At 33.0% G+C, this 21160-nt stretch carries 19 protein-coding genes; 9 read left to right on the forward strand and 10 right to left on the reverse strand.

The window, feature by feature from the left end:
• Positions 1-4 precede the first annotated feature (4 nt).
• Positions 5-772 carry a class I SAM-dependent methyltransferase gene (locus Ollyesu_RS02865; protein ID WP_279302295.1) on the forward strand — a complete coding sequence of 256 codons (768 nt, stop codon included), beginning with the start codon at positions 5-7 and terminating at the stop codon, positions 770-772.
• Between the two features lies 1 nt (position 773).
• Here Ollyesu_RS02865 and Ollyesu_RS02870 read toward each other — a convergent pair whose 3' ends face one another.
• The 3 genes from Ollyesu_RS02870 to Ollyesu_RS02880 form a co-directional block, all read right to left on the reverse strand.
• Positions 774-1754, reverse strand: a complete 981-nt coding sequence (locus tag Ollyesu_RS02870; RefSeq protein ID WP_279302296.1) for an FAD:protein FMN transferase — start codon at positions 1752-1754, stop codon at positions 774-776.
• 1 nt (position 1755) lies between these two features.
• A complete protein-coding gene (locus Ollyesu_RS02875) occupies positions 1756-2133 on the reverse strand; it encodes a Na(+)-translocating NADH-quinone reductase subunit F (RefSeq protein WP_279302297.1) in 378 nt (125 codons plus the stop codon).
• A 102-nt stretch (positions 2134-2235) separates the two neighbouring features.
• Positions 2236-3108, reverse strand: coding sequence for a DUF4846 domain-containing protein (locus Ollyesu_RS02880; protein WP_279302298.1), 873 nt, complete (start codon positions 3106-3108; stop codon positions 2236-2238).
• Positions 3109-3218: 110 nt separating this feature from the next.
• Between Ollyesu_RS02880 and Ollyesu_RS02885 the strand changes: the two genes are divergently transcribed.
• Positions 3219-3680, forward strand: coding sequence for a Na(+)-translocating NADH-quinone reductase subunit F (locus Ollyesu_RS02885; protein WP_279302299.1), 462 nt, complete (start codon positions 3219-3221; stop codon positions 3678-3680).
• Positions 3681-3747: 67 nt separating this feature from the next.
• Here the strand turns inward: Ollyesu_RS02885 and nqrF are convergent, their stop codons facing one another.
• From nqrF to Ollyesu_RS02915, 6 genes are read right to left on the reverse strand one after another with little or no spacing between them, the layout of a single operon-like run.
• Positions 3748-5055 (reverse strand): NADH:ubiquinone reductase (Na(+)-transporting) subunit F, encoded by a 1308-nt coding sequence (nqrF, locus tag Ollyesu_RS02890; RefSeq protein WP_279302300.1) that lies wholly within the window; start codon positions 5053-5055, stop codon positions 3748-3750.
• Position 5056: 1 nt separating this feature from the next.
• Positions 5057-5767, reverse strand: coding sequence for an NADH:ubiquinone reductase (Na(+)-transporting) subunit E (gene nqrE, locus Ollyesu_RS02895; RefSeq protein WP_279302301.1), 711 nt, complete (start codon positions 5765-5767; stop codon positions 5057-5059).
• Between the two features lie 7 nt (positions 5768-5774).
• Entirely contained in the window at positions 5775-6419 is a 645-nt protein-coding gene (locus Ollyesu_RS02900; protein WP_279302302.1) for an NADH:ubiquinone reductase (Na(+)-transporting) subunit D, read from the reverse strand.
• A gap of 2 nt (positions 6420-6421) precedes the next feature.
• Positions 6422-7222 carry a Na(+)-translocating NADH-quinone reductase subunit C gene (locus Ollyesu_RS02905; protein ID WP_279302303.1) on the reverse strand — a complete coding sequence of 267 codons (801 nt, stop codon included), beginning with the start codon at positions 7220-7222 and terminating at the stop codon, positions 6422-6424.
• 2 nt (positions 7223-7224) lie between these two features.
• Positions 7225-8442, reverse strand: a complete 1218-nt coding sequence (locus tag Ollyesu_RS02910) for an NADH:ubiquinone reductase (Na(+)-transporting) subunit B (RefSeq protein WP_279302304.1) — start codon at positions 8440-8442, stop codon at positions 7225-7227.
• Positions 8442-9797, reverse strand: a complete 1356-nt coding sequence (locus Ollyesu_RS02915; protein ID WP_279302305.1) for a Na(+)-translocating NADH-quinone reductase subunit A — start codon at positions 9795-9797, stop codon at positions 8442-8444. Before Ollyesu_RS02915 ends, Ollyesu_RS02910 begins: the two co-directional genes overlap by 1 nt.
• A gap of 160 nt (positions 9798-9957) precedes the next feature.
• On the opposite strand from Ollyesu_RS02915, the gene Ollyesu_RS02920 reads away from it, so the two are divergent.
• The 4 genes from Ollyesu_RS02920 (at position 9958) to Ollyesu_RS02935 (ending at position 15136) form a co-directional block, all read left to right on the forward strand.
• Complete coding sequence (locus Ollyesu_RS02920) at positions 9958-11208, forward strand: type IX secretion system plug protein domain-containing protein (RefSeq protein WP_279302306.1); 1251 nt, start codon at positions 9958-9960, stop codon at positions 11206-11208.
• Positions 11209-11294: 86 nt separating this feature from the next.
• Positions 11295-11681, forward strand: coding sequence for a Co2+/Mg2+ efflux protein ApaG (gene apaG, locus Ollyesu_RS02925; RefSeq protein ID WP_279302307.1), 387 nt, complete (start codon positions 11295-11297; stop codon positions 11679-11681).
• A 149-nt stretch (positions 11682-11830) separates the two neighbouring features.
• The gene (gene pruA / locus Ollyesu_RS02930) at positions 11831-13459 is read left to right on the forward strand and encodes an L-glutamate gamma-semialdehyde dehydrogenase (protein WP_279302308.1); all 1629 of its coding nucleotides are present in this window, start codon (positions 11831-11833) and stop codon (positions 13457-13459) included.
• A gap of 150 nt (positions 13460-13609) precedes the next feature.
• A complete protein-coding gene (locus Ollyesu_RS02935) occupies positions 13610-15136 on the forward strand; it encodes a fibronectin type III domain-containing protein (RefSeq protein WP_279302309.1) in 1527 nt (508 codons plus the stop codon).
• A gap of 61 nt (positions 15137-15197) precedes the next feature.
• Here the strand turns inward: Ollyesu_RS02935 and Ollyesu_RS02940 are convergent, their stop codons facing one another.
• Complete coding sequence (locus tag Ollyesu_RS02940; RefSeq protein WP_279302310.1) at positions 15198-16253, reverse strand: Omp28-related outer membrane protein; 1056 nt, start codon at positions 16251-16253, stop codon at positions 15198-15200.
• 157 nt (positions 16254-16410) lie between these two features.
• Here Ollyesu_RS02940 and Ollyesu_RS02945 point away from each other — a divergent pair, with 157 nt between their 5' ends.
• The 3 genes from Ollyesu_RS02945 to Ollyesu_RS02955 all read left to right on the forward strand — a co-directional run bounded on the left by Ollyesu_RS02945 (position 16411) and on the right by Ollyesu_RS02955 (position 21159).
• Positions 16411-16890 (forward strand): TlpA disulfide reductase family protein, encoded by a 480-nt coding sequence (locus tag Ollyesu_RS02945; protein ID WP_279302311.1) that lies wholly within the window; start codon positions 16411-16413, stop codon positions 16888-16890.
• An 18-nt stretch (positions 16891-16908) separates the two neighbouring features.
• Entirely contained in the window at positions 16909-18705 is a 1797-nt protein-coding gene (locus tag Ollyesu_RS02950; RefSeq protein WP_279302312.1) for a DUF6029 family protein, read from the forward strand.
• Positions 18706-18801: 96 nt separating this feature from the next.
• The gene (locus tag Ollyesu_RS02955; protein WP_279302313.1) at positions 18802-21159 is read left to right on the forward strand and encodes a T9SS type A sorting domain-containing protein; all 2358 of its coding nucleotides are present in this window, start codon (positions 18802-18804) and stop codon (positions 21157-21159) included.
• Position 21160 lies beyond the last annotated feature (1 nt).

Below are 21160 nucleotides of genomic sequence, written 5' to 3' on the forward strand. Positions count from 1 at the left end.
ATTCGTGTTAAAGAAACTCTTCAAATATATTCTAAACATCATCCCTAGACCTCTACTTATAAGGTTAAGTTATGTTGTTCGTCCTATTTTAGCTTTATTTTTGAAAGGGAATAAATTTACTGACCCAATTGATGGTAAAAGCTTTAAAACCTTTTTACCTTATGGTTATGGACAACAACGAAATAATGTACTATCACCTTCCACACTATCTTTAGAACGTCACAGATTATTATGGTTGTATTTACAGAATGAAACCGATTTCTTTTCAGCTGAAAAAAAAGTATTGCATTTTGCTCCAGAGCAATGTTTTTTAAAACGTTTTAGAAAACTTAATAATTTAAACTACACGACCACAGACTTATTATCGCCAATTGCCGATGTTAAGGCAGATATTTGTAACCTTCCTTTTGAAGATAACAGCTATGATATTATTTTGTGTAATCATGTACTAGAGCATATTCCGGATGACACAAAAGCAATGCAAGAATTGTTTCGTGTCATGAAGCCTGGAGGGTTTGGTGTCTTTCAAATCCCACAAGACTTAAATCGAGATAAAACTTTTGAAGACAATTCTATTACAGATAAAAAAGAACGAGCCAAAATCTTTGGTCAATATGACCATGTACGTATTTATGGTCGTGATTATTTTGACAAGCTAAGAAGTATTGGTTTTAAAGTTGAGGAAGTAGATTATACTGCACAGCTTTGCGCAGAAGCGATAGAACAATATTGCTTAGCAAAAGGAGAGATAATTCCTGTAGTTTACAAATAAATTACTTTACAGGAAACTGATTTATGTTAAGTGTTTCTAGTTCTTGCTTATCATTTTCAAAAATTAAATACACTTTTAATTCTGGATGAGTTGATAAAAAATAATCTACTTTTTCTATTCCCATAGCTTGAAAAGCGGTAGCGTAACCATCTGCCATCATACAGGTTTCTGCAATTACTGAGACGCTTAAAATATTGGTTTTGGTTGGATACCCTGTTTTTGTGTTTATGATGTGTGCGTATTTATTTCCGTTTTCATCAATTTTAAACTTACGATAAGTACCTGAAGTCGCCATAGCTTCATCAGTTAGTACCATTACTTGACTAACGCTTTGAGAGCCATCAAAATTAGGGTTCTCAATACCTACAGTCCATCCTTTTTGCTTTTTGAGGTTAATACCTTTAGCACGCAACTCGCCACCAATATCAACGATGTAATTTTTGATATTTTTAGTTTCTAAAAATTCTGCAATCACATCAACTCCATAACCTTTAGCTATGGCATTAAAATCTATAAAGGTTTCTTTTGGCTTTTTAATAGTGTGGTTTACTAATCCAACTCGATTTAAACCAACAAACTTGATTAAGCTATCTACAGTAGCACTATCTAAAGCAGTTTTGTTTTCTTCAGAGCCAAAATTCCATGCGTTGACTAATCGTCCAATAGTTGGATCAAAAACACCTTCGGTTTCTCGGTAAATCTGTTTAGCAGCTTTAAACACAACTTTAAAATGGTTATCTACTGTAATAATTTCATTTCTATTTAGTTTAGAAATGTCGGAATTTGCCTGATAGTTCGACATGGATTTATTAATCACATAAAATAAGCTGTCAAATTGTTTTGCATAACTTTTTCCGTCATTATCATAATATTGGATGCTAAATCCTGTTCCAAAAACAGGTCCAGAAACTTGAACTAATTGTGGATCTTTTTGACACGAAAAAAACAAACATAATATTACAATAATGGATATTCTTTTCATTTTAATTTAAGTTGGTTTCAATGAGTTGTATTCCGTTATATTCAATTAAATATTCTTCATTTAAATAAATAGGTAAATCTTCGCCATTAGGATTACCTAAACCAACACCAGCATACAATACTTTTGAATTGTGTGCTCTAGCATGCTCTTTAAAAGATTCCATCCAAACTATATCATAATTATTTGCGTTTTCTGGAAGCAATACAGCTTTTACAATCACAAAAAAATACTGTTTATTAGCATCCATACAAACAAATTGTGGATGCTTTTTAAGTTTACTGTTTACAGCAATAAACTCGAAGCCGCGTTGCTCTAAATCTTTACCAACATGGTTCATAGCAAGGTTATGTAACTCTTGAGGTGTTAAGGCTTTACTCATATTCATTTCCCATGAAAATGGGAATTTTATTAATTAAATACAAAAATACGATAAAGCTTTTATAATGGAAAGTGGATTCCTGCTTTCGCAGGAATGACAGCATTATTTGAATCTAGCAAATTTAGAATCATAAAACGTATAATTAGACACTGGTATTACAGCATTTAGTTTTAAATCATACCAAGGAGAAATAAGGTTATCCTCTAAATTTTTAACTAAATGCACACTTTGAGCTGGTGTATTACCCTGAAATAACAGGAATAGTTTTTCGCCTTTAGCATTTATAGCTTCATCTGCTAACATCACGATATGACCTGGACTTCCACCTTTAATAAGCATATCTCCTATTTTTAAATCTTCAACTTTAGTTATGGGCTTTAACTCATGATATAAAGATAATGTCCCAGAATACATGTAAATTAAATTGAGGTATTTATAGAAGTTTTCTTTACTATTATTGACTGACGCTGTTTTATGAAATGATACTTTACTACCATTTATTTTTGGTCGATAGCCTGCTGCATATTTTGTCCAAGAGCAATAGTGTCCAGAGGTAAAATTAAAACCTATTTCATCTTTTCTATTAGTATCCCAAAGGTATTCGCTTCTAATTCTAATTAAAGCGTCTGCGCATTGTTGTAATCCATTTTTTGGCACTGGAATATCTAATATCCCAATATGCCCTTTTTGCCAATAGTATTCCGTATTGTCATAATTAATAATTTTACTTCCAAAGGGTTTTAATTCATACTGTCGCAGATACTCTTGAAACGACCCTTTAGGATAATTTACACGAGTGTAACCTTTTGGTAATTTGACACGCGATTGTATGGTTTGACCTTCTTTTAATATTAAATCTTCTGAAGTATTTATAGCATTGACAACGACATCTACATGCTGTTTTACAGGTTTAAACTGGTAAGCGACTAAACCTAAACCAACAATAAGTAACAAAACAATGGTTAGTTTTTTCATAAAATAAATAACGCAATTTATAAGAGAATTGTTGCCATAACCTGTCAAGTTTTAAGAAAAATTTATTCTTTAACCCTAAGATTTTTAATATCTTAGGTAAAAAGAAAACTATGGAACTTCCATCTCGATTAGAAATTGCGCTGAGCAAGTTGTATAATGCGTTTCATGATGGAACGTTACATCCAGAATATTGTACAAAATGTGCAGTAGGTAATATATGCAATAATTTAGAGTTTTGGACACATCTTACAGATGCACATGGCTCTGTAAAACTAAACTATGTTGGATTAGTCAATCAAAACTTCGGGAAGCGTTTTTTTGGCTACACACCCTTAGAGTTATTACATATCGAAGCTGCTTTTTTAAAAGGTTGTGGTTACGAGTTACCGTTAAACGGAACAAACAAAAAACCAGAGAATCCAAAAGACAACTCTGTTTTATTTAATGGTTTAACTGAAGCTGTTAAGGTTTTATGTAAGTTAGATAATATTCCTGACGTGATGAATTATTCAAAACTATTTGAAACTGAAAATCATAAACCACGTTATCAACTAAGCGATATATTAGTATAAAAAAAACCCAATACGTTCGTATTGGGTTTTTAATATCTATTAAGAGATTCCTTTTTACAAAGGAATATTATCCTCCAAAGTCATCAAATCTGATGTGCTCATCTGGGATACCAAAATCTTCTCCCATTTTCTGAACCGCTTGGTTCATTAATGGTGGTCCACAGAAATATAATTCTATATCTTCTGGAGACTCATGATGATTTAAGTAGTTATCAATTACACAGTTATGAATAAATCCTACAAACCCATCTCCTTCATCATTAATATCTTTTTTAACTTTCCAATTGTCTTCTTCTAAAGGCTCTGATAATGCCATATAAAATTTAAAGTTAGGGAAGTCTCTTTCTAACGATTTAAAGTGATCTATATAAAATAACTCACGCTTAGAACGTCCACCATACCAATACGTTACTTTACGACCTGTTTTTAAGGTTTTGAATAAATGGTATAAGTGAGAACGCATAGGTGCCATTCCTGCTCCACCTCCGACATATAACATTTCTGAATCACTCTCGTTAATAAAGAATTCTCCGTAAGGTCCAGAAATAACAACTTTATCACCTGGTTTTTGAGCAAATATATACGACGATGCTACTCCTGGATTTACATCCATCCATCCGTTTTTAGCACGATCCCATGGTGGAGTTGCAATACGTACATTAAGCATAATTTCTCGTCCTTCAGCAGGATAAGAAGCCATTGAGTAAGCACGCTCTACAGTCTCGTTGTTTTTCATTACTAAAGGCCATAACCCAAACTTATCCCACTCGTTTTGAAACTTATCTGGAGTCTCATGCTCTTCTGGGTGGGCTGTAATATCTATGTCTTCGTATTTAATTTCGCATGGCGGAATTTCAATTTGAATATATCCTCCAGCTTTGTAATTCATATCTTCTGGAATTTCTACTACAAACTCTTTAATAAAAGAGGCTACATTGTAGTTACGCACTACTACAGCATCCCATTTTTTAATACCGAATACCTCTTCTGGAATGGTAATTTCCATGTCTTGCTTTACTTTTACTTGGCAAGATAAACGCGCACCATGTGCTAATTCTTTTCTTGAAAAGTGAGGTGTTTCTGTTGGTAAAGCTTCTCCACCACCAGATAAAACGTGACACTCACATTGAATACAAGTTCCACCACCACCACAAGCAGATGGTAAGAATATTTTGTTACTACCTAAGGTAGATAATAATGTACCTCCTGAAGCGACTTCAATTTCTTTTTCACCATTAATCGTAATTTTTACTGGTCCAGATGGTGATAATTTTTGTTTTACAAAAAGTAGTAAGCTCACTAATATTAATGTTATTAGTAAAAACGCTGCTACAGTTGCTAATACTGTTCCTAATGTTCCTGCTGCTAAAATCATATTACTCAATTACTTTAGTATTGTTAGCTAATTCTTTTTTGTCTTCAGCTTTAATAACCTCAGCTGTAGTTTCCTTTTTAGGGGCTTCTTCATCACCTCCAGTTAACATACCTCCAAAACTTAAAAAACCTATTCCCATTAATCCTGTGATAATAAACGTGATTCCCAATCCTCTTAATGGAGCAGGCACATTACTATATCTAATTTTTTCTCTAATTGCTGCTATTGCAAGTATTGCTAAAAACCATCCTATCCCTGAAGATATTCCGTAGTTTAATGCTAAGCCTAAAGTTTCGATTTCTCTAGATTGCATGAATAAACTACCTCCTAAAATCGCACAGTTTACTGCAATAAGTGGTAAGAAAATACCAAGTGAATTATATAATGATGGTGAGAATTTCTCTACCACAATTTCTACTAATTGTACCATAGTTGCAATAGTTGCAATAAACATGATAAATGACAAGAAACTTAAGTCATAATCTATATAGTCTGCACCTAACCATGATAACGCTCCTGGTTGTAATATATATTGATCTAGTAACCAGTTTAAAGGTACTGTGATTGCTAATACAAAGATTACTGCTGCACCAAGTCCAACAGCTGTTGCTACTTTTTTAGATACTGCAAGGTAAGAGCACATTCCTAAGAATACTGCGAATACCATGTTATCTATAAAAATCGATTTGAAAAATAATTCTAAATGCTCCATATTCTTTTTAATCTTCGATTAATGCTTTATTTCTACTACGTTGTACCCAAATTATTAATCCAACAACTATTAAAGCCATAGGAGGCATTAACATAAATCCGTTGTTTTCGTAACCTATTGAGTAAACTCCTGTTTTTTCAATTGGATCTCCAAGTACTGGAATACCAAATAAAGTACCTGCACCTAATAATTCTCTAAAAAATCCAACTATTAATAGGATAACTGCATAACCTAACGCGTTTCCAATTCCGTCTAGAAAAGAACGCCAAGGACCATTACCTAAAGCAAACGCTTCAAAGCGTCCCATGATGATACAGTTGGTTATTATTAAACCTACAAATACTGAAAGTGTTTTACTTAACTCGTAAGCATAAGCTTTTAGCACTTGATCTACAATTATTACTAAAGCAGCGACAACAATAAGTTGTACAATAATTCTAATTTTAGAAGGTATAACGTTTCTCATTAAAGAGATTACTACGTTTCCTACACCCATTACAAATAGTACTGCAATACTCATTACCAGCGACGCTTTTAACTCTGCTGTAATCGCTAAAGCAGAACAAATACCTAATACTTGAATAGTAATTGGATTGTTATCTGCTAAAGGATCGGTTATTAACTTTGCGTCTTTTTTTGAAAGTAGTCCCATAATTATTTGCTAGCTAGTTTTTTTAAATTTTCGAAATACCCTAAGTATAACCTTAAATCGTTTTTAATCATTGCAGAGACGCCATCACCAGTAATAGTGGCTCCTGCCAAAGCATCAACTTCATAATCGTCTTTAATTTCGTTTTTTGGATCATTATTACCTTTAGCGACAGTAATACCTTTGAATACACCTGCTTCGGTTAATAATCTTTCCCCATAAAAGTCATCCATAAAGTATCGTTGTTTGATATTTGCTCCTAAACCTGGTGTTTCTGCTGCATGATCAAAAAACGTACCTCTAACTATCATATCCTCATCTAAAGCAACATAACCCCAAATAGCATCCCAAAGTCCTTTACCTCTTATAGGAGCAACGTAGTATGTTTTACCTTCACTTTCTCCAATGAATAGTGGCAATAATCGAGACTCACCTGCTTTTAATCTTGCTTGTTGTTTTTTAACATCAATCAAATAAGGTTCTTGTTTATATTCATCCATGTACTGTTCTCTGTTCATGGTCTTAACAATATTGCCATCTTTGTATTCTAAAACTAACTGTTCTTTAATGTTAGTTTTAAAAGCTTCAGCAACTTTGTCTGTAGACACAAAAGTGATATCACCAGTACTTTCGTTTCCGTTTACTCCTAAAGCGTACAAAATATTTTGTTGCTTTTCCATTCTTCTGTTTTCAGCAATATTAGGCTTTAATGAAGATGCAGTAAAAGCTAATAAAGATCCAACAACTAATACCATTGCTACTGCAAATATTACGGTATATGAATTTTTGTCTGTATTGATTGCCATAATTATGCTGTTTTAACTTTTAAACGTTTCATTCTGCGTTTTACATTACCTTGCACAACGTAATGATCAATTGTTGGTGCAAAGACATTCATTAAAAGAATTGCTAAAAACACACCTTCTGGATAGGCTGGATTAAATACACGTATCATAATTGATATGAATCCGATTAAAAATCCATAAATCCATTTTCCTTTATTAGTTTGTGAAGCTGTTACAGGATCTGTTGCCATATAGACTGCTCCAAACAAAATACTACCTATTATTAAATGTTGCCAGAATGGGACATTCATTAATCCATAAAACTTACTTGATTCTCCTATCCAACCTGCATCAACTACACCATTGAAAATTAATCCCATGGTTAAAGCTCCAATTAACGTAGAAATAATAATTCTCCAACTTCCAACTTTTGTAAAAATCAAAAATAATGCACCAATTATTATTAATAGTTTTGAGGTTTCTCCAACGGAACCTGGAATAAATCCTAAGAACATATCCATATAATCAATTCCTGCTAGACTACTATTTTGTGCATAAGCTCCAAGGATAGTTTCGCCAGAAATAGCATCTGCTGTACCAGCACGTTCTACTGCTTCATGTACCCATACTTTATCACCTGACATCCATGTTGGATAAGCAAAGAATAAAAAAGCACGAATTGTTAAAGCTGGATTTAGAATATTCATTCCTGTACCTCCAAATACTTCTTTTCCGATAACAACTCCAAAAATTACTGCTACTGCCAACATCCATAATGGTATATCTATAGGAACTATTAATGGCACTAGCATACCTGTTACTAGATACCCTTCTTCTACTTCATGACCTTTAATTACTGCAAAAATAAATTCTACAATAAGTCCAACGCCATAGGATACAATAACTAGTGGTAATACTGTCCAAGCACCAACCACAAAATTGTCCCAAGTTAAAAAATTACCAAATAATGAAACCTCTCTCATTACACCATCCTTAGCTGCTTCTATAGCTGCATAATGTTGGTAACCTGCATTGAAAATACCGAAAATTAAACATGGTACTAGAGCCATGATTACAGTATTCATTGTACGTTTTAAATCGTCTGCTGCCTTAATGTGTGTACCACCATGAGTGGTTTCATTTGGCAAGTATAAAAAAGTATGAATCGCGTTAAACGCAGGAGCCATTTTGGTTCCTTTATACTTTTCTTTTAAGTTATGTAAATTACTTTTTAAGCCCATTATCCTATCTCTTTAAGCATTAAGTCTAATCCTTCTCTTATAATTTTTTGATGCGGTTGCTTAGACACACAAACAAACTCTGTTAACGCAAAGTCTTCTGGTGCAACTTCGTACATTCCCAAAGCTTCCATTTCATCTAAATCCTTGTACATACAAGCTTTTAATATTTGCATTGGATAAATATCTAATGGAAATACTTCTTCATAAGTTCCTGTAACCACAAATGCACGATGCTCTCCGTTAGTATTGGTATTTAAATCAAACTTTTTATTTGGTGTTAACCATGAAAACGTTAAAGCTCTAGACGTTGAAACTTTGTTAAAAACAGGTTTGTTCCATCCGAAAAACTCGTAATCATCACCTTCTGGAATTACAGAAATGGTATTGCTATAATAATCTAAATAACCGTCTGGTTTTACTTGTTTCCCTGTTAGTACATTTCCAGATATAATACGATCATTTCCATCTTTATCCACACCATTATCATATACCATAGTCGCTATCTCGCTTCCTAATTTGGTTTTAAAGTAGCGTGGTTTTTTTACTGAAGACCCAACTAAAGCTACTATACGCTCTGCATTGAATTTTCCAGTTAATAATAATTCTCCAATAACAACCAAGTCTTGTGCATTGACTGTCCAAACAACTTCTCCCTTATTTATTGGATCAATTTTATTGATTTGTGTCCCTACATTTCCCGATGGATGTGGACCAGATACTTTGTGCAAAGTAATATCTGATAAATTTGCTAAAGGCGAGTTTCCGTTTTTACCAACACTAACGTGTACTTGACCTGCTGTTAATTTACTTAGCGCTGTTACTGCAGCCTGAAGCTCTGCTTCTTTACCTTGTAACACGTAATCTAAATCTGCAGCTAAAGGAGCACTTGCGTAAGCCGAAATAAATATCGCTTTGGGTTCACTTTCAGGATTTGCAATTACATCGTAAGGACGTTGCTTTATAAAAGCCCAACATCCGGATTCTAGTAATCGTGCTTTAATGTCTTCAGCTTTCGCTGAATTAACATCTAGCTTACCAAAATCGTGATACGACTGTTCTTTGTCTGCTTGAATTTTTACTGAAAGAATTCTTCTTTTTTCACCACGAGCAATCTCGATAATCTCTCCAGAAACAGGAGATACAAATTTTACAGCTTCGTTAGACTTATCATAAAACACAGGCTGTCCTGCTTTTACTTTTTCGCCTTCTTTTGCTGCTAATTTTGGAGTAACTTGGTGAAAATCTTCAGGTCTAATAGAATAAAAATTGCTAATTATAGCATTTTCGGTCACCTTTTCGGCTTCCCCTACTAATTTTATATCCAGACCTTTTTTTATCTTAATGTCGTTTGACATATTATAAATCTATTGGTTAATAGTTATACTGATTATGATTTTTTAAGGAAATAAAAATCCGTGCAAATTTAAGAATAAATAGATAATAAATTCACAAATAACACAGAAAAACTTTTGGGCACAGATTTTGTTTATCTTTGTTTTATAAATCCGCTTATAAATGCTTAAAAACATTAAACACTTTTTTCTACTTCTTTTAACAACTTCATTGTGTTTCTCTCAAGTTGAAGAAATTACTCCTCCAGATTATATAAAAACTATCTATTTTAATGGTGGTACTTCGGAGAGTCAGTTACCTATAATTCAACTAGGTCAACCTTTTATCTTAGAATTTGATGCTTTAAATGGAGATGAGGAAGATTATTACTACGAAATTAAACATTACAACTTCGACTGGACACCTTCCATTCTGGTAGAATCTGAATATCTTGAGGGATTTGATGAGCAACGTATAAGAAACTATCAAAACTCTTTTAATACTCTACAAACGTTTTCGCATTACAGATTAACTATTCCAAATCAGTTTACACGTTCTATTAAAATAACTGGTAATTATACTATTACCATTTATGACGATTATGATGATATTATTTTTAGTAGAAAATTTATGGTCTACGAGCAACAAGCTAATGTAGGTGTGCAAATAAGACGCTCTAGAGATGTTGAGAAAATTGAAGAAAAACAATCTGTAGATATTACGATTAACTCTGGACAGATTCAGTTTGTAAATCCTAAGGAAACTGTTAAAACAGTAATTATTCAGAATAATAACTTAAAAACTGCTATTACTAACTTAAAGCCTCAATACATATTGGGTAATGAATTAAGTTACAGATACAATGAAGCCTCTAGCTTTTTTGGTGGTAATGAGTTTTTAAGTTTTGAAAATAAAGAAATTAGAGCAGCTAATAACGGAGTCCAATATATAAGATTGGAAGACCTTTACCAGACTTATCTGTACACTAATTTACCACGTTTTGATCGCGAATACACTTACAATCCAGACATTAACGGAAACTTTTTTATTACTGCTCTAAATATTGACAAACCAGAAACCGAAGCAGATTATGCTTGGGTACATTTTGCATTAGACTATCCAAAACTTGAGGATGGAGAATCAATACACGTCTTTGGCAACTTTAATAACTATGATATTGAAGAACAAACCAAATTAGAATATTATGAAGATGAAGGTATTTATAGTACTGCAATATTATTGAAACAAGGATTTTATAATTATAAATATGTGATTGTTGACAAAAACGGTAATATTGATGAGCATAAGATAGGAGGTAGCTTTTGGCAAACAGAAAATAATTATAAAGTATTAGTATATTACAGAGAGTTAGGTGCTAGATATGATAAAATTATCGGTTTAGGTGAAAAAAACTCGGTTGGGATCACTAACTAAACGTTAAAATCTACGTTACAACTTAAAATTTGCACGTAATAAAAAGATATTTTGTTATTTTTACATCAGGCAATACGCTTAATCACATGGTACAACAGGTAACAAGAGGTATAAAAATTTCGGTAGAAACTAATTTTGAAGGGACGTTTTATAAAAATTATAAAATTCACTTCGCTTTTGGTTATAAAGTGACTATCGAGAATCAGAGTAAGGATTCAGTTCAGCTTAATGCTAGACACTGGACCATCTTTGATGCTTTAAACCACAAAGAAATTGTTACAGGTGAAGGTGTAATTGGTAAAAAACCAGTATTAAAACCTGGTGAGTCACATACTTATTCTTCAGGTTGTTTATTAACCTCTCCTTTTGGAGCCATGAAAGGCTTCTACAGTATGGTAAACTTTACAACCACAAAAAAGTTTAATGTTACCATTCCTACATTTAAACTAAGTGCACCTTTTGCACTAAATTAACTCTTAAAACATTATAAATTCTACCTTTCACACAAGCTTTATTTAGTTTATGTTGATATTCTATTTTACAAATTTACAGTAATATAAAACCCAACAAAAATCCGTAACTTTGTGCTTTAAATTTTTAAACTTAAAACACAATAACAATCATGGGAAAAGGATTTTTCAATGTACCAATTGCTGTTAACGAACCCGTAAAAAGTTACGCACCAGGTTCTCCAGAACGCGCAGCAGTTTTGGAAGCATATAAAGCAATGTTTAACAGTAAAATTGATGTACCAATGTACATTAACGGTAAGGATGTAACTACTGGTAACACCAGAACAATGTCACCTCCACATGATCATAAACATGTCGTTGGAACTTACCATTTAGCTGAGAAAAAAAATATTGATGATGCTATTGCAACAGCTTTAGAAGCAAGAACCGCTTGGGCAGATACACCATGGGAACACAGAGCAGGAATATTTTTAAAAGCTGCCGAACTTATTGCAGGACCTTACAGAGCTAAAATAAACGCAGCAACCATGATTGCGCAATCTAAAACTGTACATCAAGCAGAAATTGATGCAGCTTGTGAGTTGATTGATTTTTTACGCTTTAATGTACAGTACATGACAGACATTTATCATGAACAACCAGAAAGTACTAGCGATGCATGGAACCGTTTAGAATACAGACCTTTAGAAGGTTTTGTGTATGCAGTAACCCCTTTTAACTTTACTGCAATTGCAGGAAACTTACCTGCCTGTATGGCATTAATGGGTAACGTTGTGGTATGGAAACCAAGCGACTCGCAAATCTATTCAGCAAAAGTTATTATGGATGTGTTTAAGGAAGCTGGTGTACCAGCAGGAGTTATTAATGTCGTTTTTGGTGATCCAGTAATGATTACAGATACTGTGTTAGCTAGTCCTGACTTTTCAGGGTTACACTTTACTGGTTCTACTTATGTTTTTAAAGAACTATGGAAACAAATAGGAAACAATATCCACAACTATAAGACGTATCCAAAAATTGTTGGAGAAACTGGTGGTAAAGACTTTATTGTTGCACACCAAACTGCTCATCCAAAACAAGTAGCAACTGCAATTGTAAGAGGTGCGTTTGAGTTTCAAGGTCAAAAATGTAGTGCGGCTTCTAGAGCATATGTCTCTAAAAGTATTTGGAACGAGGTTAAACAATACGTTATTGAGGATGTGAAGTCTTTTAAAATGGGATCTCCAGAAGATCTAAGCAACTTTATTACAGCTGTTATCCATGAAGGCTCTTTTGATAAATTAGCCAAATACATCGATGAAGCCAAAGCAGATAAAGGTGTAGAGGTTATTGTTGGTGGAAACTATGACAAGAGTAAAGGCTACTTTATTGAACCAACCGTTTTAGTAGCAGAAGACCCAAAATACACAACCATGTGTGAAGAGTTATTTGGTCCAGTTATTACCATTTATGTGTTTGAAGACAACCAGTATTCTGAAACGTTACAATTAGTAGATCAAACTAGTGATTACGCTTTAACAGGAGCAGTTTTAGCGCAAGATAGATATGCTGTGATTGAAGCCACTAAAGCCTTACAAAATTGTGCTGGAAACTTCTATATTAACGACAAGCCAACTGGAGCTGTTGTTGGACAACAACCGTTTGGAGGTGCTAGAGCATCTGGAACCAATGATAAAGCTGGTAGTGCCTTAAACTTATTACGTTGGGTATCTCCAAGAATGATTAAAGAAACCTTTGTAACACCAACAGATTACAGATATCCTTTTTTAGGAGAATAAGATTTTAAAACTATCTAAATAAAAAAACGCAAACCATTCGGTTTGCGTTTTTTTTATCTAATTCTTTTGTAGAATGTTAAGAAAAATCTTATATTATATATAGTTATTAATTATAAAATTTAAACAATGAAAAAAATTAAACTTTTTACAATGTTCTTTTTATGTGCTTTTATTATGAAAGCGCAAAACAATCAAAATAGAAGATCTAAGACTCAATCAGTCACAGTCCATTTATCTAATATGTCTTACCTAAACGGTCAAAGCATACCTAACAATGGTACAATTGAACTCGAAAGTGGCTCAAGTACTACTTTAGAAGTATTCGTATCAGCTACAACACCAGGTTGGGATGGGCAACTTAAAGTTTTGACAAAAAAAACAGCTTCTAGTACACCGATAGTTCAAGGCACTCCATTTAATGTGTTGTCTTCTATGGGTACTAACCCAGGTGCATGGTTTACCTTTACGCTTAATGCATCAGACTTTAATGCTACAAATGGGATTCTATATGCACAATTTAACAATAGCTCTAACGCTCAATGGGTAAGTCAAGATTATTATCAAATTGTTGTCAATGAAACTTCGCCTGAATGTAACTTACCATCACCTTCTCTTTTGAGTGAATCAAATATTCAAGATTCTAGTGCAACCTTAAGTTGGAACAACGTAAGTAACAATGAAGGCTATGAATTAAAATATAGAAAAGGCAACGGAAATTATACTACTGTCAATATTAATCAAAATGTGACTTATTATAACTTAAGTAATCTCTCATATAACAGTTCTTACAATTGGAAGGTAGCAACCAGGTGTAATGGTGTTACTGGTAATTTTAGTGGATCTTCGAATTTTTCAACTTTAGATCAATGCACTTTATCACCACCCTCTGTGAATATACCAATTAATAGTATTACAGATGATTCTGCTCAGATTGATTGGGATCCTCTTTATCAAAGTGTGAGTTATCAACTTGAATATAAAATTTCATCTGCTTCTCAATGGACGACAATAAATAACATTGTAAATACTAATATTTTAATCGACAACTTAAGCCCTGACACTAATTATGAAGTACGTGTAAGAGGTAGATGTGCCAATGGTTTGTTTAGTATTGCATGGAGCCCAATTAAAACTTTTAATACAGCTCCTACTTGTAATATAAACCCACCTACAACCATTACTCTAACAAACAACAATAATTTACCTCCTAGTTTAGCTGAAGGTCTGGATGTGACTTGGAGTCCTTATGATAATAATACAGAATATGAGTTTCAATACAGAAGTGAAAATTCAAATTCATGGTTACATGGTGGTTACGATTTTACAACTCTCGTTAATTTATCAGCATCAACTACGTATTTTATAAGAGTAAGAACAAGATGTTTAGATGGTGGATATGGACCATGGGGTGAAAATTCTATTTCAGTTACAGCTAGAACAAGTCAAGTTAATATCTATCCTAATCCAGCTAAAGATAGAATTAAGTTTAAAAGCATTGATAATATAAAAAATTTGGAAATAGTTAATCAATTTGGAAGAAGACTATTAGAATATAAAGATATTAAATTCAATACAAGCAAAGAAATTAACATTAATTCTTTACCCGTAGGTCTTTATTTTATTAAAATAGAATTAGAAAACGGTGAGATAAAAACAAAACGATTAATAAAACAGTAAGCTATATGAACAAAAAACGCGAACCAAATGGTTCGCGTTTTTTTATAATATAAACTAAAGCTTAGTCAAAATCTTTATTCTCTCCTAAGTTAGCTTTTTGAGCATTTTGAACTTGATTATTTGATCCAACAACAAAAGCGACAAGTTCTAAATTGTCTGTATTTTGAACGTTTGATGGTAAATCCATTGTTAGGTTAGCAGTATACGTATTATCAGATTTTGTTTGATCTGAAGGTATTACGTTACCCATAACATCTGTAAATACAGCTCTAGCAGTATGGTCATGCACAAAGTTTTGTATTGGATTACCTTGCTGAAACCATGGGCTAGATGGGTCTCCATTATAGTAATTAGTTTGTGGATAAACTAATCCATTCTCCAATAAATACACTACCAAACGTTGTGAGTTATTCTCATCAATATCGTAATGTACTTTAACCTCTGCAGTAATTGTGTTACCAGATAATGACGAATTGATTGCTAATCCCATTTTCTGTCTTGCAGATAGTTCACTATTTAATTCATTATACGATTCGTTCCAAGTAATTGTTCTATTAACTTTTCCACTTGGCCAACCGTTAATACCAAAAGTACTTCTTAATTGAGCATCATAAGTAAATGTCATCTCATCACCATTGTGAATCGCAACAGGAATAACATTCGGATCTTGATTGACAGCATTCTCTAAAGCAGTAGCTAGTCTTGGACAATATCCACACCATCCTCCTGTATAATCTTCAATCATTATTTTAGTAGTATGCGTTGGTAGGATAGCCTCTACCGTTACAGTAGGCGACTCTAAAGTTCCTTTAACAGCACGAATAGAGTAACTACCTGTAGAAGTAAATGTGTACAGATTAGAAGCAATAGCTGTATCATTGACATAGATAGTTGCATCTGCTGTAACATCAACACCATTATTATTTATTACCCATATTGCAACATTTGAGTTTGAAAAAACCTTACTGCCAACATTTTCGATTGTAATGGCTGTTTCTACTCCGCCTGGATCTATTGGACCACCTCCTGATGGTTCGTCTTCTGACTTACTACAAGAGAAAGCAAAAACCACAAAGGTTACTAATACTAATTCTTTTAAAATGTTTTTGATTTTCATTTTGGTATATGTTTTGATTATTAATATTAAAATAGTCAATACCTTGCTATTTTTTTTAACGAGTACGCAATTTATAATTTATTTTTTAAAACATTCGTCAAAAAAATCACTAATTTTAACCAAAATTAACATTTTAACATTTTTTAATTCACTTACAATGAAACACTTCCTTTACCTATTAGTCTTTACTTTAAGTTTTAACTTAACAGCTCAAGACACTTTACCTACTAGCGAAATTAAAACACTTGATGGAGAAACAACAACACTAAAAACTATTGCTAACGATAACGATTTAATTGTTGTCTCGCTATGGGCAACTTGGTGTGTCCCTTGTAAAAATGAATTAGACGCTATTAGCGAAGTCTATAGTGATTGGCAAGATGAAACTAGCGTTAAACTATATGCTATCTCTGTCGACGATTCTAGAACCGTTAGTAGAGTTAAACCATTAGTTAACGGAAAAGATTGGGACTTTACAGTACTTTTAGATACTAATAACGATTTAAAAAGAGAATTAGGTGCTTCTACTGTACCACTTACCTTATTGATTAAGAATGGAAAAATTGTCTACAGACACTCTGGCTACACACCAGGTTCTGAGGATGATTTATATGAAGAGATAAAAAAACATTCTTAAACCACCAACCAACCAAATATGAAAAAAATTGCAATTTTTATTGTGCTAATACTCCCTATAATAAGTTTAGCGCAAGACACAGATAATGACGATTCATCCATAGTAAAAGACTTTTTAAACAATCTATCTGGCAGCCTCGAAACCAATGCACAATGGTACGTCAATGACTCTGAGTTAGGAGAATTTGAGGACCCTCTAGCCGAATTTGATTTAAAAAATGAACACGTTAGAGTCAATAGTTATTTACGTTTAGATTATAGTTTTTTAGATAATTTTACCGTAGGTCTACAGGCCGAAAGTTATGAACCGCTTCCACTAATTAACTACTACCCAGAATATAATGATACTAGAATTGCAACTTACTATGCCAATTTTAGAAATAAAACATTAGATATCACAGCAGGTTATTTCTATGAGCAATTTGGTAATGGCTTATTATTACGTGCTTTTGAAGAAAGACAATTAGGATTAAATACAGCGTTAAGAGGTGGACGTATTAAATACACACCGACTAATTATTTAAACGTCACTGGTCTATACGGACAACAACGTGTTGGTTTTGATGTATCCGAAAGCGATATTTTTGGATTTGACACTAACTTAGATTTAAAACAAGTTTTAAATATTAATAGTCTAAGTAGTCTTAATCTTGGATTAAGCTATGTTGGTAAAAAAGAAGATTTTACTCCACCAGTAGATGAGTTTGATCCTAATAACACCTTTGATACGACAGATTTTCCAGAAATGATTAACTCCTATTCGTTTAGGTTAGATGCAGATTTTGGGAATGTATATTTTAAATCAGAATATGCTTTAAAAGGTGAAGATGTTGCTTTTATACCTCCTGCACTACCTGGAAATGGTGTTATTGAGGGTAAATATTTTACAGGAAACGCACTATTATTCTCTTTAGGATATACCAAAAAAGGATTAGGTGTTATTTCTACATTTAGACGTATGGAAAATATGTTATTTACCGCAGAACGTAATGCAATGGATATTGGATCATTAGAGTTTCAGTTTAACATGCAAAACCTAAATTATCTACCAACATTGACTAAACAACAAGATTATGCATTAGCAAATATTTATATCTACAATGCACAACCTGGACTGTTTTTACAAAATTTTGGTGGTCAAGCTGGTGAAATTGGTAATACTTTAGATGTCTTTTATAAATTTAAAAAAGGAACTGCTTTAGGTGGTGAATACGGAACAAAAGTAACAGCAAATTTTGCATATTGGGCACTTTTAGATGCAGAATTTAATCAATCTGAATCTACTTATACAACTGAATTTTTAAAATTTGGAAATCGATTAAATAGAGATTTTAACTTTGAAATTAGAAAAAAGCATTCTAAAAACTGGTCATCTATATTTACTTATATAAATAGTATTGTAGATAAAGGTGTCGCATTAGGTGGTTCTTTAGGTGTTGATGGAGATATAAAATCTCAAGTTGTAATTGCTGATGTGACCCACAAATTAGGCAACGGTAAGTCTGTTAGAGTTGAAGGGCAACACCTATGGACTAAGCAAGATAGAAAAAACTGGGTAGGTGGAACTGTAGAGTTTATTGCTAACAGGAACTTAGCGTTTTACGTAACTGACATCTATGATTATGGAAATGACAACGAGTTTAGTACTGAAACGAAAGCACATTATTATAACGTTGGAGGAAGCTTTACAAAAGGTGCCACTCGAATTGCTTTAAACTACGGAAGACAACGTGGTGGACTACTTTGTGTTGGTGGTGTTTGTAGAATTGTTCCAGAAAACACAGGATTAACTTTAAATTTAAGTACTGCTTTTTAAAAACTATAAAATCATTTTAAGAAACCTGAAAATATATTTTCAGGTTTTTTTTATTTCTGTTTTTGTATATTTAAAATCTTAAAAACCTACTAATCTATGAAAACCAAGTACTTAATACTAGCCTTCTTGTTTATTTCTGTTGTGGTTAATTCTCAGGATAAAAAGCTTCAACAATTAGATCAGTCGCATATTGACACTTCTATTCTAATTCCTACATCTACAATTTTCAACATTGAAGATTTTCAAGATAATACCAACAGTGTTTATTCTTTCAAACAAGCTTATAACCTACTAAGTCAAAACGATTTTAAACATAGATTAGACAACCCTATTACTATTGATGCTAAAGCGTCTTTGAATCATCAAGAAATTCCCATTGCAATATTGCATGCAGACTACCAAACTATTGTTCCTGAAGCGTTTACAGATGGTCGAATAATTCTAGATGACCATCAAAACCTAATTAATGTTAGTGGCTCTAATTCTGTATACAAAAAAAGCACAATATCTATTAGCGCACCATTAACTGCAAATCATAAAGGATTAACCAACCAATTTATTATTAGAGAGCATGACATTTACAATACTACAAATCAGGTTATTTCTAAAATTGAAATAGATTTTGATGACACTCTTGGATTTAGAGCAGTAAACATCAATACACCAATAACTGTGTCTTATACAGAAGCTGGACATAAACAATTAAAAACTAGAATAACATTGTTCAATCAAGAGGTTTTTAAAAGTAAGTCAACACTAAATATAAATTATTCTGCAGAAGATATAAACGCTAATTTTAACAGAGCTGTAATGACGTTTAACTCTACTATCGCACCAAATTTAACACCTTACGGAGTTGCTAACGATATTGGAACTGGAGAATATGATGTCTTTTTAAGCAGCGATAACATATTAGATAAACCCATTTTTGTAATTGATGGTTTTGATCCTGGAGACACTAGAGACGTGTTAAGCATTTACGACTTACTAAATTTTGACGATAACGGAACTCTCTTAAATCTTGGTGACCAAATGAGAACAGAAGGTTTTGATATTGTAGTTTTAAATTTTCCAGTCTATACTAGAGTGTCAGATAATGTTGTAGTAGATGGAGGTGCAGATTTTATTGAACGAAACGCTATGCTTTTAGTGGAGTTAATCACCATGATTAACGCTCAAAAAATCGGTACAGAACAAAATGTAATTATTGGACCTAGTATGGGAGGATTAATTTCTAGATATGCATTAAATTATATGGAAAATCAAAACTTAGACCATGACACACGCTTGTGGATTAGTTTTGACTCACCACATCAAGGTGCCAATGTACCTATAGGGTTCCAACATTTATTTAACTATATGGCTTTTGGTTTAGACTTAGGTGGATTTGGTGGAGACCAAAGTATTGTGGCTGTGCAGCCATTAATTAATGATTTATTAAAATCTGCAGCAGCAAGACAAATGCTAACCGATCATTTTGAACCGCATTTAGCAAGTGGTAGCAACGTCGATTTTGATACTGCACTTACCTTACCTATTGCACATCCTTATCACGATTTGTTTTTTAACGGTTTAAACGGATTGACCACTTCTGGATACCCAGAAAATGTTAGAAAGGTAAGCATGATTAACGGTAGCGGAATTAACGCCAGATATCCAGATAAACTTAATAATCCGGTGTTACCAGACAGACAAGTACTTGATGTAACTATACCAGATGTCGCATTTCAGACAGATGCTACATTTAGATCCAGATTTACACCTTATGCTGGAAACACTAATCAGATCAGCTATTTATTTATTGATGCTCCATTTTTTTGTTTCTGTGATTTAACTGCAAGTGCCAATGGTGAAGCGTTTAGCTATACAGATGGTATTGATGCAGCTTCTGGAGGTTTATTTGATCTTGGAGCGCTGTCTGGAGGATTTGGAACAGATCCACTAATTAACACCTTTTTTAACGCGTTACAAATAGACTATTTTAATTTTATTCCTAGTGTAAGCAGTATGGCGTTAGAGATTACTAATAATGAAGTAGATTGGTTTCATACACCTACTAATTTAATGACTGCTAGAGCTGTAAACGACCTAACACCTTTTGATAATTGGTACATGCCAGATGCTAATGAGCCACACGTAACATTAACACCTCTAAATGTTGCATTTGCCATTAGCGAAATAATACCATCTACATTAAGTACAAATACTATTGAAAGTAACACGATAAGCATTACAAAAAATCCAGTTAAAACCTATATAGGTATTAACAGTGATGTCACTATAACTGATGCAACATTAAAAATAACTGATGCTACAGGTAAGATGGTTTATAACACTACTAAGACTTTAGATAACAATACACAATTACCAATACAATTAGCCAGTGGATTATATATTTTATCCATTGAAGCTAACAATGATGCACTAACCCAATTTAAAATTGTAGTCGAATAGA

Source organism: Olleya sp. YS, assembly GCF_029760915.1.
Taxonomy (GTDB): Bacteria; Bacteroidota; Bacteroidia; order Flavobacteriales; family Flavobacteriaceae; genus Olleya.

What these genes read in the sequence shown, in the direction of transcription:
- Ollyesu_RS02870 (WP_279302296.1), bottom strand. Translation starts at nt 1,754, where the DNA reads ATGAAAAGAATATCCATTATTGTAATATTATGTTTGTTTTTTTCGTGT.
- Ollyesu_RS02875 (WP_279302297.1), bottom strand. Translation starts at nt 2,133, where the DNA reads ATGAGTAAAGCCTTAACACCTCAAGAGTTACATAACCTTGCTATGAAC.
- Ollyesu_RS02880 (WP_279302298.1), bottom strand. Translation starts at nt 3,108, where the DNA reads ATGAAAAAACTAACCATTGTTTTGTTACTTATTGTTGGTTTAGGTTTA.
- Ollyesu_RS02885 (WP_279302299.1), top strand. Translation starts at nt 3,219, where the DNA reads ATGGAACTTCCATCTCGATTAGAAATTGCGCTGAGCAAGTTGTATAAT.
- nqrF (WP_279302300.1), bottom strand. Translation starts at nt 5,055, where the DNA reads ATGATTTTAGCAGCAGGAACATTAGGAACAGTATTAGCAACTGTAGCA.
- nqrE (WP_279302301.1), bottom strand. Translation starts at nt 5,767, where the DNA reads ATGGAGCATTTAGAATTATTTTTCAAATCGATTTTTATAGATAACATG.
- Ollyesu_RS02900 (WP_279302302.1), bottom strand. Translation starts at nt 6,419, where the DNA reads ATGGGACTACTTTCAAAAAAAGACGCAAAGTTAATAACCGATCCTTTA.
- Ollyesu_RS02905 (WP_279302303.1), bottom strand. Translation starts at nt 7,222, where the DNA reads ATGGCAATCAATACAGACAAAAATTCATATACCGTAATATTTGCAGTA.
- Ollyesu_RS02910 (WP_279302304.1), bottom strand. Translation starts at nt 8,442, where the DNA reads ATGGGCTTAAAAAGTAATTTACATAACTTAAAAGAAAAGTATAAAGGA.
- Ollyesu_RS02915 (WP_279302305.1), bottom strand. Translation starts at nt 9,797, where the DNA reads ATGTCAAACGACATTAAGATAAAAAAAGGTCTGGATATAAAATTAGTA.
- Ollyesu_RS02920 (WP_279302306.1), top strand. Translation starts at nt 9,958, where the DNA reads ATGCTTAAAAACATTAAACACTTTTTTCTACTTCTTTTAACAACTTCA.
- apaG (WP_279302307.1), top strand. Translation starts at nt 11,295, where the DNA reads ATGGTACAACAGGTAACAAGAGGTATAAAAATTTCGGTAGAAACTAAT.
- pruA (WP_279302308.1), top strand. Translation starts at nt 11,831, where the DNA reads ATGGGAAAAGGATTTTTCAATGTACCAATTGCTGTTAACGAACCCGTA.
- Ollyesu_RS02935 (WP_279302309.1), top strand. Translation starts at nt 13,610, where the DNA reads ATGTTCTTTTTATGTGCTTTTATTATGAAAGCGCAAAACAATCAAAAT.
- Ollyesu_RS02940 (WP_279302310.1), bottom strand. Translation starts at nt 16,253, where the DNA reads ATGAAAATCAAAAACATTTTAAAAGAATTAGTATTAGTAACCTTTGTG.
- Ollyesu_RS02945 (WP_279302311.1), top strand. Translation starts at nt 16,411, where the DNA reads ATGAAACACTTCCTTTACCTATTAGTCTTTACTTTAAGTTTTAACTTA.
- Ollyesu_RS02950 (WP_279302312.1), top strand. Translation starts at nt 16,909, where the DNA reads ATGAAAAAAATTGCAATTTTTATTGTGCTAATACTCCCTATAATAAGT.
- Ollyesu_RS02955 (WP_279302313.1), top strand. Translation starts at nt 18,802, where the DNA reads ATGAAAACCAAGTACTTAATACTAGCCTTCTTGTTTATTTCTGTTGTG.